This is a genomic window from Phyllobacterium brassicacearum (assembly GCF_003010955.1).
GTDB lineage: Bacteria > Pseudomonadota > Alphaproteobacteria > Rhizobiales > Rhizobiaceae > Phyllobacterium > Phyllobacterium brassicacearum.
The window spans coordinates 1-14145 of sequence record NZ_PGGO01000023.1 but is presented as its reverse complement, the minus strand read 5'-3'; the positions used below and the strand labels follow the sequence as shown (position 1 = coordinate 14145).

Annotated in this window: 10 protein-coding genes; 5 read left to right on the top strand and 5 right to left on the bottom strand. The window is 52.8% G+C overall.

Translation table 11 applies throughout. From position 1 onward, the window contains the following. Nucleotides 1-125: 125 nt before the first annotated feature. Nucleotides 126-2162, bottom strand: coding sequence for a methyltransferase domain-containing protein (locus CU102_RS23080; RefSeq protein ID WP_166648393.1), 2037 nt, complete (start codon nucleotides 2160-2162; stop codon nucleotides 126-128). A 646-nt stretch (nucleotides 2163-2808) separates the two neighbouring features. On the opposite strand from CU102_RS23080, the gene CU102_RS23075 reads away from it, so the two are divergent. From CU102_RS23075 to CU102_RS23065, 3 genes are all read left to right on the top strand, one after another. Next, complete coding sequence (locus tag CU102_RS23075) at nucleotides 2809-3618, top strand: phytanoyl-CoA dioxygenase family protein (protein WP_106713441.1); 810 nt, start codon at nucleotides 2809-2811, stop codon at nucleotides 3616-3618. A 467-nt stretch (nucleotides 3619-4085) separates the two neighbouring features. After that, the gene (locus tag CU102_RS23070) at nucleotides 4086-4838 is read left to right on the top strand and encodes a DUF1698 domain-containing protein (RefSeq protein ID WP_106713440.1); all 753 of its coding nucleotides are present in this window, start codon (nucleotides 4086-4088) and stop codon (nucleotides 4836-4838) included. Continuing rightward, entirely contained in the window at nucleotides 4835-6037 is a 1203-nt protein-coding gene (locus CU102_RS23065) for a glycosyltransferase (RefSeq protein ID WP_166648394.1), read from the top strand. The genes CU102_RS23070 and CU102_RS23065 overlap by 4 nt, the downstream gene beginning before the upstream one ends. 29 nt (nucleotides 6038-6066) lie before the next feature. Here CU102_RS23065 and CU102_RS23060 read toward each other — a convergent pair whose 3' ends face one another. Genes CU102_RS23060 through CU102_RS23050 form a run of 3 tightly spaced genes read right to left on the bottom strand, consistent with a single transcriptional unit; the run spans nucleotide 6067 to nucleotide 10915 of the window. Continuing rightward, on the bottom strand, nucleotides 6067-7422 hold the full coding sequence (locus CU102_RS23060) for an FkbM family methyltransferase (protein ID WP_106713438.1): 1356 nt from the start codon (nucleotides 7420-7422) through the stop codon (nucleotides 6067-6069). Further along, nucleotides 7419-8549 (bottom strand): glycosyltransferase, encoded by a 1131-nt coding sequence (locus CU102_RS23055; protein WP_133624500.1) that lies wholly within the window; start codon nucleotides 8547-8549, stop codon nucleotides 7419-7421. Before CU102_RS23055 ends, CU102_RS23060 begins: the two co-directional genes overlap by 4 nt. Then, nucleotides 8546-10915 (bottom strand): glycosyltransferase, encoded by a 2370-nt coding sequence (locus CU102_RS23050; RefSeq protein WP_166648395.1) that lies wholly within the window; start codon nucleotides 10913-10915, stop codon nucleotides 8546-8548. Before CU102_RS23050 ends, CU102_RS23055 begins: the two co-directional genes overlap by 4 nt. Nucleotides 10916-11886: 971 nt before the next feature. On the opposite strand from CU102_RS23050, the gene CU102_RS23045 reads away from it, so the two are divergent. Both CU102_RS23045 and CU102_RS23040 read left to right on the top strand, forming a co-directional pair. Further along, nucleotides 11887-12468, top strand: coding sequence for an FkbM family methyltransferase (locus tag CU102_RS23045; protein ID WP_166648396.1), 582 nt, complete (start codon nucleotides 11887-11889; stop codon nucleotides 12466-12468). 85 nt (nucleotides 12469-12553) lie between these two features. Then, complete coding sequence (locus tag CU102_RS23040) at nucleotides 12554-13798, top strand: class I SAM-dependent methyltransferase (RefSeq protein WP_106713434.1); 1245 nt, start codon at nucleotides 12554-12556, stop codon at nucleotides 13796-13798. A gap of 242 nt (nucleotides 13799-14040) precedes the next feature. On the opposite strand, the gene CU102_RS23035 is transcribed toward CU102_RS23040, so the two are convergent. Further along, nucleotides 14041-14145: transposase domain-containing protein (locus tag CU102_RS23035; protein WP_146146483.1), on the bottom strand; the 105-nt coding region annotated here is incomplete at its 5' end.

Below are 14145 nucleotides of genomic sequence, written 5' to 3'. Positions count from 1 at the left end.
CGGACTAGAGTAGCTTTCATAGGAAACAGGACCATCACAATAAGGCGCACCGTGGGAATCGACCACGAAAAACTCAACGTCGTCTTCATCAACGTTTCCGGCGGCGTATTGTAAGATGTCACTACTTAAGATCCGGGCGGAGGCGAGGAACGCCCTAGGTTCATTAGGCTGCGAATGACCCGCGCCAATGGGAGGACCGCCCGTAAAGCTCTAGGGCTGTCATCCATTCGCAAGTCCATTCTCAGACGCTCGATGCGCCGAAGCTCGACTCCCAGCGCGTTCTCTAGCGCCGTATTTGACGAAGTCAGACGCTCGGTGCGCTGGACCTCCACTCCCAGTGCGTCCTCCAACGCCGCGAGGCGGCGCTCATAGAGTAGTTGTTCACCTGCCAACAAAGTTTTCCAGGGAGGACCACCCAACTCTCGCTTGAGCGACTCGGCGTAACGCATGATCTCCGCCGGCAGCCGCGTGAATACCCAGGTAGCGAAGGCATAGTGACAACCCTCATATTCGAAGTCCTCGGCGCCATCCGACCAAGTTGGCGGATCGATCAGAGCGCAGTCGGGGAGAAGGCCCATCAGCCGCGATTGCAGATCGTGTTGAGTATACAATCGCTGATCAGCGGCCGGCCGCAGGCCAGTCTCGGGATAACGCTCCGAAAAATCCACTGTGAAGATGGCAATGCCGTCTGGCGCCAGCAAGGCTGCAGCTTGACGCACGAACGCCTCGTCGTCGGGAACATGCTCCAGCACAGAGACGCACAAAACGATGTCGAATTCCGACCCGGCGGAAGGGTCGCGATAGAATTCTTCGAGGTCTCGTCCGTCAACCTGCGGGTCCACCTCAACGATCTGGTAGCCGAGGGCCTTGAGGCTCGCGACGGCCGTGTCCTCGAACGATCCGATCGCCAGGACGCGAGGGGCTACGAAGCGTTCGGCAAGACGCCGGGCCGCGTCGAGGGCGAACGCCTGCTGAATGTTCGCCCGCTCAATCTTACGTTCCAACATATCTGGGGCCAGTCGCCGCAGATCTTCAAGTGGGCCTGAATAGGCGGCGCGAGAGCGATCGTCGAGTAGCTTGTTGAAGCCACGACCGTCGGGCACGCCCCGGGACATACGCCGTGTCGCAAGCGCGCCAAGAATCGCCGAGTTCCAAGCGGCACCCGCGGCCGCGGCCGCATAGGTTTCTCGGTAATGTTCAAGGGCGTTTGTCCCGCTCTCAGCGATGGCAGCAAGCGAGCGGTCCTCAACGCAAATCGACGGGTTGACGCCGCTCAGGTGACGGAACATTGACGTGCGTGTCACTGCAATCGGCCGACCGGCCGCCAGAGCGTAGTCCGTGCAACTTGAGATCCCACGACCCGGAGCATCATCGTAAAGGAACGCATTGATCGAATTTGTGGCAAGAAAGTCGAGGAGACCTGGTTCATCAAGAAAATTGTGTGTGATGTCGAGCTCTATGCCGGGACGAGTGACAGCGGCCCGACACGCATCGACGATCTTGGTGATTTCCTCCGGCGAGACTATTGTCGGATAGTCGTGCGGCGGGATGTTGATGCGGATTCGCGCATCGTTGCACTGCGCGTTGACCAATGCACATAGCTTCTCGAATCCCTTCCCTGGCGTACCAAAGCCAAAGGAACCAACGGTGAAAACGCTCGGGACTGGCGGCAACTGCTTCACTGGCGTCGGCATGAAACGTGGCACAGCCAAGATACCAGGATCATTCGCAATCAGCGTCGGGTCAGGACAAAGCAGTATGTCAAACGGCCGATTCTGGAGCGCCGCGATCGATGCCCGGCTCGCCTCGTGGAATACGGAGAAGCTGACGGCGCCATCGGCCCTTAGCCCCTCCGCTGCCCAGGGCATTGTGGAAGGGTGGAAGTTTGCCAGAATGACGTCAGGCTTGGTAGCCACTGCTGCTGTCTGAAACTCCTGAAAGTCGGCACACTCCACATAGTACCATTCGATCCTGCCGTCGGCAGCCAGCGCCTCGTGCAGCCGCGACCCGAATTGCCAGACGCCGCACCTTTGGCCGCGATGCGTGACGAATAGGCCGACAGCTGTTACCTTAGCAGCATTGACCTGAAGAATATCTCCACGTTGTTTTTTCGGAACGAATTGAGTTTTGACAACTTTTTTAACATCGCGTTCGGCAGTCATGCAATCATCCCATGAAGAAATCGATGGCTGTATCGTATATATGCAGCGGACAAAACAAAAAAGCCCACCTTTTGAATGAACGGCGGCGGGCAGCCGCCCGAAAAAGAGCGAGGGTGCAATCCGGACCGCCCTCGCGGCGGCGCGGCGCTGGTTGGCGTCGGGGTTTGGCCCTGTCGCTGTGCGCAGGTGCGCCCCGAGGCGCTGCGAAAGCGACCCTGCTGCTGCTTGTGGATCAGTCGGTCGAACCCCCTGGGACCAACTGATTGAGAGTTTGCTGGTTCTACATTTCTCCATCCCTCTTACCATTGCATAGAGCTGTGCACAAACTGGCTGAAGCTTTTGATTTTCAAAGGCACGCAGCTATACTCTCGCTGCACAGCGCTACAAAATAGCGCTGTGCAGCAGTTTCGCTTGTGGTGGCGACCCGAAGGAATGAAGGATCGATCTTGGACAAGATGGCTTCGGAAAAGCTAGCCAAGCGAGTGGTTGACGGCGCCGTGCCCGGAGATAAGCGCTATACGAAATAGGACAGCGAGATCATGGGTATCGGTTTGCGCGCCTTTCCTTCAGGCGCGAGAAGACATGGATTTTTGAGTATGGGGTGGTAGAAACCCATACTAGGCTCTCCCAGCACCAGAGAGGACGCATGAGCATTCTCGACCGTATTCTGAAGCCGCGCGCCGCTGTTGAGACACCGGCGCCACCGCGCTCGCGTTTGATCGTTGAAGACTGGGCGGCGATGACGACCGAGCAGCAGCAGGACTACTTCAACGCCAACGGCTTTCTCGTAATTCCTGATGCTGTTCCTCAGCCCCTTGTCCTTAAGATCGTGTCCGCCCTGGAGGCCAAGGAAGGCGAGATCGACGAGCTGACTGAGGACTTCTGGAAGGCAGACAGCATCTTTGAGCTTGTCGGCAATGAGAAGGTCACCGCCACCCTGGAGCACCTGTTCGAGACGCCGGTGAAGTTCTTCAAGGCGGCCTATACGCGGGTCAAGCCGGTGGCTGAGAGCAAAATGCGCCCCGGGCGGCAGGTGCTGCATATGGATTACGGCGGCGGGGAAGAGATCGGCGACTACCGCAACTCGTGCGCCTGCTGGGTCAACGTGGCCTATCACCTGACGACGCTCACCGAGCATCACGCGCCGTTCTGGGTCGTGCCGGGTAGCCACCGGCGTTTCAATTCCGTGCCGACCACCAACCTTGACTACATGTTCGACCAGGCGAAGATGCTGCTCGTGAATGCAGGGGACGCGCTAATCTTCCACTGCTTTGTTGCGCATTGCGGCGACGCGAACACGTCGGATAGTACGCGGCATTCGTTCTTCTTCTCGCACCGACCGGTCTGGGCACGGCATGCTGGAATCGTGAAGGAGTGGCCGGCGGAGATCGTGGAGAACGTGCCCGAGCCGCGGCGACAGGTCATGCTGGATTTGAATAGAGGGCTGCCGCTGTAGGCACCTGCGCCGTCCTGAACGCAGTAGCGCGCTTCCCCGATCTGATCGGTTAGCTGCCGACCTTCGTGCGCGAAACCTGACCAATTATTGAAACGCTAGTCGCGCTTAGCGATTCCGCGTGTGCGGACGATCATTCCATGCTTGCCTACCTTGATCGACATTGCGAGAATGAAGCACAAGACGTAGGTAAGAAGGCCGGGAGAGCAATGTTAGACAGAAGTCCAGCCCGGCCCGCCACTTGTTTGTGAGACGCATGAGATGGTTCGGCGGAAGATTGAAACGGCGAACCAATGGAAAAAGCGCGTAGCCACTTGTTGGTTCCGGCCGTTATCTCAACTCTGACATACCGGATGATGAAGATGTAGGGTGAGGACATGGTCATGGCTGTCTGGTACTTGCGCTCCGATCAGGCGTTGTTTTCTTAGGTGTGGTGTGGTTCAACGAGAAACTCACGGGGGAGAGAACTTATGAGCCTTCTAAAACGCGCGCTGGGTCGGACAGTCCTGCAAGACAAACCTAATGCAGCTGTCTCGAACGAAACCATACCAGAGTACTTGGAAGAGCTTCAGAGAAGGGTAAATTCGCTCCCATGGCATCATCAAATCGACTTCGGGAACGGGGTCCTCGCACCGGGGAATACACCCATCGAAGTGCTGCAAGCACAGGCGGCTATTTACTTTGACCGCATCGTTCACGGAAAGACATTTTTAGACATTGGAGCTTGGGACGGCTTCAACAGTTTCGAGGCATTCAATCGTGGGGCATCAAGGGTTCTAGCAACAGATCATTTTGCGTGGTCGGATCAATGCTGGGGTAAACGGGAGGCCTTCGAATTAGCGCGGGCCCATTTGGCGCCAGCAGTTGAAGTTTTGGACATTGACCTTCCTGAACTAAGTTCAGAATCTGTCGGGGCATTCGACGTGGTTCTCTTCGCAGGTGTATTCTACCATCTTCGTCATCCATTTGCAGTGCTTGAGCAGGTATCGACCCTCGCCAAGGAATGGTTGATTGTAGAAACTCATTTAGATGCATTAGACTACGGGAGGCCCGCAATGGTGTTTTATCCCACAAACGAATTGGCCAATGACCATACCAACTGGTGGGGTCCCAACCCCACATGTGTCATAGCGATGTTAAAGGACGTAGGATTCACGACAGTAGAATTTATCGTACACCCTTTCCATTCGAACCGCGGCATATTCAGGGCGCACCGTCAATGATATACGCTGACATCACAGAATTCGTCTCGAATCCCGTCGGTACCGGTATTCAACGCACGGTTCGAGAAATCTTCCTTCACTGGCCCGACGCTCTCATGGCCTGCTATTTCGATCGCACTGGTAATGCCCTGCGAAAATTGCCCACGGCGGCATTCGCCTCCGCATTTGACGATGATATCACGAAGTCAACCGAGGAAAAGGCTGCTAATGCAGCGGAGATCATGGCACGACTACCGGGTGAGCTCGTGAGCGATGATGATCTCATACTCATTCCCGAAGTGTTCTATGATCCCTCAAGAATTGCATTTTACAGAGAAAGACTTGACGCTAACCCAGCAAAAACTGCTGCAATCGTATACGACATCTTGCCTTGGACCCACCCAGAGCTGTTCGGCATTAAGGATATGTCCCCGTTTGAAGCTTATTTCAGACTTATCTTCTCAATGGCATACACCGCCCACATCAGCCAGGAAACCAAGGAATCCTATGAAAGGTACGCTGGCTCAAGGCCATGGCCGCTTCCTGTTCTTCACCTCGGGGCAGATGGGATAATTATTGAGAGACAGCACTTCCATCCGTCACGCAAGTCGTTTGTGTGTCTGGGATCAATAGAGGAGCGCAAGCGTCAGATTGATATTTTGCGTGCCTTCCAACGATTGTGGGACACAGACGTGCCTGCTGAATTAGTCTTTGTCGGACGCAACACGGCGCACACAAACGCAGCGCTCCCCCGAATGGTCAAGGAACTATCTGCGTCCGTTCCTTACTTCCATCACTACGAAAGCGCTTCAGACGACGAAGTGGCCAAACTACTATCCAGCGCGCGCGCAACAATCGCAGCAAGCACCGTTGAGGGATACGGTCTTCCTGCTATCGAAAGCCTTTACGCCGGAATTCCGGTGATCGTGAGCGAGACGATGCCGAGCACTCGGCGGCTTCCGGAAACGGGTCAGATTAGATTTAGGCCAAAGTCCCCAGATCAGATTGCAAACGCCGTTAAATCAATGCTGGACGATGCCGAGGCAGAGCGAGTTTGGAAACAAGCCGCCGCTGCTGATCTGCCGGTTTGGCGAGACACCGCAATGCAGGTGCACGATTGGATCATGCAGATTTGGCTGACTCACCAAGCGATCGATACGAAACGCAGTTTCACTGCCGAAAAGTCAGCCCAACAATGGCTATCTGAGATCGCTAGCTAGGCACCCGAACCCATTCAGCTCTTATCGGTTCATTGCCGTGGCTGCGATAAGATTGTGATGGCCAACATTTTGAAGCTCTTGCCTAATTCTTCGTTATTGCTCAGAATCTCGTTGCGAAGGTCATTGACCGGCTGCGTGAAAAATGTCCTCAAGCGCAACATAAAAGGCCGAACAAATGGTCTCAAAATGACGTTATAGGTGCGTACGGCAGCCCTCTTCAAAATTGATTGTGGGGGAGTCTTAGAGGCGGCAGGAACTGGAGGACGACTAGTTTCTACTGCAACTACGGAATGACTCAACGCAGTTGGATTATCAGACTTAGCAGAAAATGCTCGCTGAATTTTTCGTATCAAGCGGGCCAACGGAAGAACAAGGCGCAGCGCGCGGGGACCGCCAGGATCGCGTAAATTATTGACTATGTTATCGTAGCGGACAGCGCGCGCCGTCGATGCTGCCAGTGATTTTCTCTCGAGATGAAGGAGCCCTGTTAAATCGAGAACTTGGGAATTCAAGCGGCCGACTTCGTCGCGAGAATAGTCGAGAGAGTCTGCAAGATACTCCGCACGCTCATTGGCCTTTTCTATTTCCGCCCTAAGCTCATCTCGTTCGGCTGAAAGTTGTTCCAGATCTTTTTGGATATTTAAGTTTTCAACCTTCATCCTCTCAAATTCCGTATCGAATAGCGTGTAGTTGTCCAACACGTTCACCGGTAGCTTGAATAAGGATCGAAGCGATTTGTCCTCACTTCGAACATAAAAAACGTTAATTCCGTCGAAATACACGCGAATGAAATCGTTAGCGAGGAGTGTGGAATCCCACTCCTGATTGATTAGACGGTTCGACCAAGGGGCAGTCGCCTCTATCACAAGAACCTGCGGACGAACGACCCGCCAGTTGGTTGAATTAATGATTGCGGCTTCAGAGCCCTCAGCATCGATCTTCAGGAAGTTAATCGTTCTTTTTGAGGCGTGCTCCGCTACCAAGTTGTCCAATGTGACGGCCTTGACGCGGGTAGTCTCGCCTTCAGATTCAGGTTCGCTTGGCGTGATCCCGGTTGCAACGCGGGATGTCCCAGGATCAACGGCATTCTGGAAAAAATCAACTTCGCCTTCTTTATCGACGACCGCCGCCTTTATATTTGTATCGCGGGGTCGTGCTCCCTGAAGTTCGTCGAAGACATCACCGGGCTCTACATTGATGCCAGACCATCCACGGTCATAAAAAGCTTTGGTCACCGACCCTACAGTCGGATGATATGCTCCAATATCAATGTAGAAGCCATCGGTCACGTTTCTGAAAACACGATTCAGCAGAACGTCTTCATGATTTTGCGCGTAGCTGACCATCGTTGCTCCTTCGAACGGTGACGTTGCTTCCGTGTTCATTTTTCTACTCCTTCATGCTGAACCCAAGCGGCGAGCTGCCTAACAAAGCCGTTCCATGTCGGAACTTCTAGCAGTGACGCCTCATCCCGAAGTTTTTCTGCAACGCGATCATTTAGCAGGGTGATTACAGCGTCTGCAATCAACTCTGGACTTGCCCTCTCAATCGTAAGACGCCCACCCGGTGAAATCAAATCAAGGCTAGGAATTCCCTTCAACGCAATTACTGGGACGGCGGCACAAAGACTCTCATACGGTCTGACGCCAAATCCATCAGCGGATCCGACCGATATTGTAGCCCTTGATCCGCTCAAAATTTCCCGCAAAGCTTCTTCCGTCGCTTCCGTTACGTGGGTGAATTGTGCTCTACCTTTGAGGCGCTCAAGTATTGCGGCCTCCTCAGGTGCTTGAGGGTCGACTTTACCTACTATCATAAGCGAGGCATCGACTTCGGCATCCCAGAGTTTCTCAAAAGCCAACAAGATTGCCGCTACGTTTTGTCGAGGCTCGATCTCCCCGATAAACGTGAACGTTCGCTTTCCGCTATCGAATTTGTTTTTCGATGTCCCCAGTCCGTCGCCGCCTAGGGGGATTACCGGACCAGCCCGATCGTGTAACCTCACAATCCGATCAATATAAGCAACGCGCGCGACGTCACTGATAAAGGATACCTGAGGCACCTCCCGAAGAACTCGAAGATAGGGCATTAACCGTTCGGTTGTCCGGCACGGCCGATCCTGCGGACGCAAATACGGAACGAAGTCGTATACCAGCCACTTAACGCCAGACTGAGGTAGCAGACACAATTTTTTATAGGCTTCCAAGCGAGCATGATCGTAAAAGACCTCTGGATTAAAGAGGCCTTGGGCGAGGTCATCAGTCGAGATCGGTTTTGTTCTAACGGGAGTGGGAGGACTATCGACGTCGCCCGGGATATCATCCACAATCACTCGCAAGCGATCAGCTGGCACCTCGACAAACGATTCTATAGCACTATCAAACAGGCATGGAACCAGCTCAGCGGCTCCCGGCCAATAACGTATAATCTCGCGCTCCACTCTATGGATAGAGGATCGCACCGGATTCGCTACAAGGTTTGTAAGATCGATGAAAATCGGTGATCGATTCACGGCGCGGCTTCCTTAGTCTTCGGCTTCGAACGGACCTTTGTATCCAATCCAAGTGACTGACACAGCAATTCTGAATATCGCTCAAAGCTGTGATCGTTGGAGTAGTGAACCCTTTCTCCTCTAAGCTTTGTTCGATCCCGAGTGCGGTCTGAAATTTCGGCCAGCGCCTCCGCAATCAGGACAGGACTTGGGTGATCCGGAACACGCACTACATAGGAAGGGGCGTCCATTGCTTCCGCCATATCATCGTTTGCAACGGTCGGGAGACCTGCCGCGATGCAGTCGAGGAGGCCGCCCGATAGTCCGCCTAGGAAATGAGTTCGTAGCTGTATTCCAGCGTCGGAAGCCAAAAGGAAGTCACGATATTTGGCATCGCTGGTGTACTCCGATGCGAACACGACGGTTTCGTCCAATCCCAACCGACTGCGCAAGTCTAAAAACGGTTGGTAATCAGTGGTTGCCCATCCTCCCACGCAATAGAGCTTTACTGGTATGTTCCAGCTACGGAGAAGATCAATCGCCCACATTATTTCCTCGACCGCCTTGTTCGAGTGAATATATCCAAATGAAGCAATCGCAAATTCTCCGTCCTCCATCCCAAGCCGCTTCCGCGCACTTTTCTTGATGGCGAGATCAACGGGATCAAATGTCCAGGGACGATAGATCGAAAATGGCAGATGGATCGCGCTCGCGTTGAGCCTCTCATTGACAAGATCGGTCGTCACTTTCGAATGCAGAAAAAGCGGCGTTGATGACTTTGCCAATTCCCCCAAAAAAGTCGCTTCAAGCAACGACTCATCCCCCATCCAACTGTCGATTTCGTGACCGCTTACGGCGCGCTTCAGTTCCATCTCGGCTACTTGTCGAGCTCGCTCCCGACCATGAAGTATTCGGTAAAACCCGAGCAAACGGTTGTCGTGCTCAATGCAAGCTCCTCCGTAACGCATCAGAGAATTGAATATCTCCAGATGAAAATGCGAATTACCGACGACGCCGACAACTCTGTCGTACTGAGGCGAAACGAATGGGAATGCTGATATTACGTTAGCGACTGCAGCACCTTCGGGTGTTGCCGCCAGCATCGCCCTCGCATACACGTCAACGTCAACTAGCTTGCCTAGCTCTTTGATCGTCGCTGCGGAATAATCCGCAACTCCCGACCTGTCGGGCGGCATAGGGGTGAGAAACGCAATACGAGGGCGTCTGCCTCTGTTGACGTTGAAATGTATCATAGGTTTCCGAGGAGTCAGTAGGCCACCCACGGAATCCCAGAATTCGTTTGCTATGGTGTCAGCTCGAAATCGTTGCCAGCGTGTTGACTGATCTTCGATGACCGAAGCACGATGTGTCTCATCGCCCACCAGCATTTCCAACTTAGCCATGGCCTCTTGGACATCGTCGGCCGAGAACATCAAATCGCCACGCTCGACCAGTTCGACGTGTGCAGGTATATTGGAAGCGATGACTGGGGCGCCGGCAGCCATGCCTTCAACGACAGGGATTGAAAATCCTTCCATGTGTGCAGCTACAATCACACAAACTGCATCTCGATAAATTGCAACAAGATCGCCTTCGTCAACGAAACCCGTGAAGAACAAAAGCTCCGGTTTCCCACCACTGCCAACGTAGAGATCGCGCAATCTCGCCTGCCATTCGGGTGGATAATTTCCGGAAACAACCAAAGCAACTTGCGCGTCTTGCACCGCGCGACTTCCCGCGTGGGCCTTGATCGGGCATTCGATGTTTTTCCTGGGCTCGGCACCACCGCAGGCAAGCACGTATCTCTTGGGCAGCCTTTCTCTGACGGCCGATGAGAAAAGCCGTTCAAAGGCACTGTCCACCGGCGCGGCGGTGTTTGTAATCCTAGATGGATCGATTTGCAAAATTCGATGCAGCTCATCGGCAGTATACTGCGATATTGGAAAGAAATGATCGTAGCGCGAAAGCCAGATGAGTTGGGTGTCGTAGTGAAGCCGATCCGATGCCTTAGGCAGATATCGTTCCGGCTTCAGCATGGGAATGAAGTCATATACGACAGCAATCCTGAGGATGTTTGCATCGTTCAGCATGCGCGCTACGAACAGCGGATCGTGCGTCATGGGAGACAATTCGATAAAGACGATCGATCGACCTTCCGAGACTATGTAGCTGTTATCAACTACTTCATCGACAAGGCATCGAAAGCCCTCTTCCAGAGGGGGAAAGCCCGCATCAATAAGACCGAGAGTTGAAATTTGATACTTCTTTCTTAGTCGCCACACCGATCGGACTAAGTTGGCCGAAAGCCTGCCTACGCCGCGGTATTTGTAGGACGAGTCTTGCAGGCACCGCATGTCAAATATGATAAGAATTTCGTTTTCGTTCATCCCGCATCCGCTCATATTGGAGCCCGCTTCTAGCTGCATAAACTGGAAGCGGCAAGGTATTATCTAGATAGAACAGGAACACTAGTCTCATATTGTTTTGTGGACAGTGACACGAAGGTTGCCTGACGGAAAATTGACGGTACCACCAGTCCGGTTGGAAAGTGTGACTGTCACTGTGTTGGAAGATGGTCACATTGGCCAATTCAGCATCACCCTGGCACCAGATGAACGGCTCAGTAGCAATGAGACCGGCAGGATCTAAGCGACATCAATGGCACCAAACCATGCTGTGACGTTATTGGCACCTGCCGCAACTTGGACAGGCCGCAAGAGACTGCATCGAAGGTGCTACAACGAAGTAGATCGACAGTACCAGTAGGCAGAGTACCCAAAGCGCCCTGTTGGATGATCGCCATGCCACGCTGGTAGCCAAAGACGAAGACGCGGCCAAGCATCGTTTTGTCGACACGTCCTGGGATCAAGCCCTGACCATTGTTGCGGGCATAGTTCTATACCGGGGTGCTTGCATTCCAGATAGGCCGTCCGTGCAGTGTGTAGCACGAATTCCTTCCAGGAATGGTTGCCCCTTGATATTCCGGATCGAGATATGCCCGCAAGGATCGCCTGGCGATTTCTTGCCACTGGACTCCTTGGATGAAGAGTTTTTTAGCTCGTTATACACTAGGTTTTGTCGCACACAGAGCTCACCCATGGTCGCTGTGTTCAAAATCCATTCGGATTGACGGCTTTCGCCGCTTCGGTGTATAGCCTGCTGCCAAGAGAGTGGGTATCTAAGACTTGTTTTAGTAGATGGTTGAGGACGGTTTTGATTATTGTAGCCGTCACAGACTGAGCGGAAGGAACGGTCTTTTTTGGAGCGCTTTGAGGCATGCTAGTAAGATACACGTTATTTAGTGGGCTCATCCAGCACGATGACGCATGTTCTCCAAAACAGCTTGCGGAAAAAGAATATGATTGCTTGGCATTCCTCTATGACATTGATTTCCCGCGCTCAGAATTTTGAGGATGTCATTCTTTCGCGTGCCCTTAAACATGTAAACGGCGACTTCTACGTTGATATAGGAGCGCAAGATCTTCTGATCGATTCTGTAAGTGAAGCTTTCTACCGAAATGGAAGGCGTGGCGTCCACGTCGAACCCATCCATTTTTGTTGTGAAAGGCTGCGTATTGCACGTCCGGATGAAATCGTCATCGAAGGTGCCGTGGGTCGGGGATCAGCCAATACTCCTTTGTATGAATTTGAAGAAGCCGGCATGAGCACCGGCAAATTCGATATCGCGGAAACGCATCGCCTAAATGGCCACACGGTGAAAAAGATCGATGTGCAGTGTATGTCTCTAACGGAGCTATTCCTAAACTATACGGATGGCAATGTTCACTGGATGAAGCTTGATGTCGAAGGCATGGAACAAGCTGTAATCGAAAGTTGGTCGCCTGCCAGCGCGACCGCACGTGAATTTGCGCTTGAAAATTTTGCGTATGAAAAATTTCGGGATCGACTCTGCGAGGTCTTTATACCCTCAAAGAACTAATGTAGGGCTCGGTTAGAGACATTGGTGAGCCTTAAATCGCTCATGGAAAGGCGTATAGCGCTCAATAAGAAAGGATAACATCGTCATGGCTCAGGTGAGTTACCAGGCTATCAACGAATGCCGCGTAGGGCATAAAGAAGATTTGGTGTCAGTACTCAATCTCGGTATGCAGGCGCTAACGGGAGTGTTTCCGAAGTCACCAGACGAGCCAGTCACCCGTGGCCCTCTGGAATTGGTTTGGTCTGCCTCCAGCGGACTTTTGCAGCTGAAACATTCGTATGACCCTTCGGAGATGTACGGCGACAACTATGGTTACCGATCAGGTCTGAACCAATCGATGGTGGATCATCTGACTCATAAGGTCCGCTATCTGGAAAGACTGGCAAGTCCTAAAGCCGGCGACGTAGTGCTCGATATTGGCAGCAACGATTGCACGACATTGAAAGCTTATTCCACAGCTGGCCTCTCACGTATTGGTATCGACCCGACGGGCAAGAAATTCTCGAGCTACTATCCAGAAGAGGTGAAGCTCGTTCCAGAATTCTTTTCAGCAAAAGCCTTCCGCTCGGCAAGTGCCAAACCGGCCAAAATCGTGACATCAATTGCGATGTTCTACGATCTCGAGAATCCGATTGCTTTCGCTCAGGAAGTCGCCGAGATTTTGGCGCCAGACGGCGTCTGGCACTTTGAACAAAGCTACATGCCGTCTATGCTTAGGTTGAATTCCTACGACACGATTTGTCACGAGCATATCGAATATTATTCTCTGGGTGTTGTAGCCAAAATATTGGATGCAGCTGATCTGAAAGTAGTCGATGTAGTTATGAACAATATCAACGGTGGCAGCTTTGCAGTTACCGCTACCCATAAAAGAAGCAGTTCCCCCGCCGCAAACCTGCCGGTCATCAATTGGCTATTGGATCAGGAAGATCGCATGGGCTTCAGCACGCCAAAGCCGTTTCGCGATTTTGAGGAGCGTGTCTTCAGGCACAAAACAGATTTATCCAATCTCATACGCACGTTGGTCGGCGATGGGAAAAAAGTGCTTGGATACGGTGCATCGACCAAGGGAAATGTTGTTCTGCAGTTTTGCGGGCTGACTCCGGCTGAAATCCCAGTGATTGCTGAAGTGAATTCAGAAAAATTTGGACGATTCACGCCCGGAACGCATATTCCGATTGTTTCCGAAGAAGAGGCCCGCGCGATGCGTCCTGATTATTTCCTGGTGTTGCCGTGGCATTTCAAAGATGGAATTCTAAGAAGAGAGCGCGAATATCTTGCTGATGGCGGAAAGTTTATTTTCCCGTTTCCTGAGATAGAAATTATCTGAGCTAAGACATTTGGCAGTCTCAACTGTTAAAAGCGCTCCATTCACACACCTCTTTTTGTGGGGTGGAGCGCTGCCCAGCGGGAACGAAGCATTGCCCGCACGAGGATTTCCCAGGACAGGAGCGTTCGTTGCTTTTCAGATTGTCAAAAATGGACGGGTGCCTATACCGTGCGTTACCGCAACGGGTGGAGAGACTATCAGCGTTGACAATCCCACCAGAGTAAGCGGGAAGCTGAGGCCGTTCAGGCGTTGTAGTTCCACGGCATGAGAGCATCGATTTTGCTATTTGGCCAGCCGTTGGCGATGCGCTCGAGGGTCTGTGTGAGCCATGCCAGAGGATCGACGTT

Coding starts and splice junctions, on each gene's coding strand:
- CU102_RS23080 (WP_166648393.1), bottom strand. CDS start 2,162: ATGACTGCCGAACGCGATGTTAAAAAAGTTGTCAAAACTCAATTCGTT.
- CU102_RS23075 (WP_106713441.1), top strand. CDS start 2,809: ATGAGCATTCTCGACCGTATTCTGAAGCCGCGCGCCGCTGTTGAGACA.
- CU102_RS23070 (WP_106713440.1), top strand. CDS start 4,086: ATGAGCCTTCTAAAACGCGCGCTGGGTCGGACAGTCCTGCAAGACAAA.
- CU102_RS23065 (WP_166648394.1), top strand. CDS start 4,835: ATGATATACGCTGACATCACAGAATTCGTCTCGAATCCCGTCGGTACC.
- CU102_RS23060 (WP_106713438.1), bottom strand. CDS start 7,422: ATGAACACGGAAGCAACGTCACCGTTCGAAGGAGCAACGATGGTCAGC.
- CU102_RS23050 (WP_166648395.1), bottom strand. CDS start 10,915: ATGAACGAAAACGAAATTCTTATCATATTTGACATGCGGTGCCTGCAA.
- CU102_RS23045 (WP_166648396.1), top strand. CDS start 11,887: ATGATTGCTTGGCATTCCTCTATGACATTGATTTCCCGCGCTCAGAAT.
- CU102_RS23040 (WP_106713434.1), top strand. CDS start 12,554: ATGGCTCAGGTGAGTTACCAGGCTATCAACGAATGCCGCGTAGGGCAT.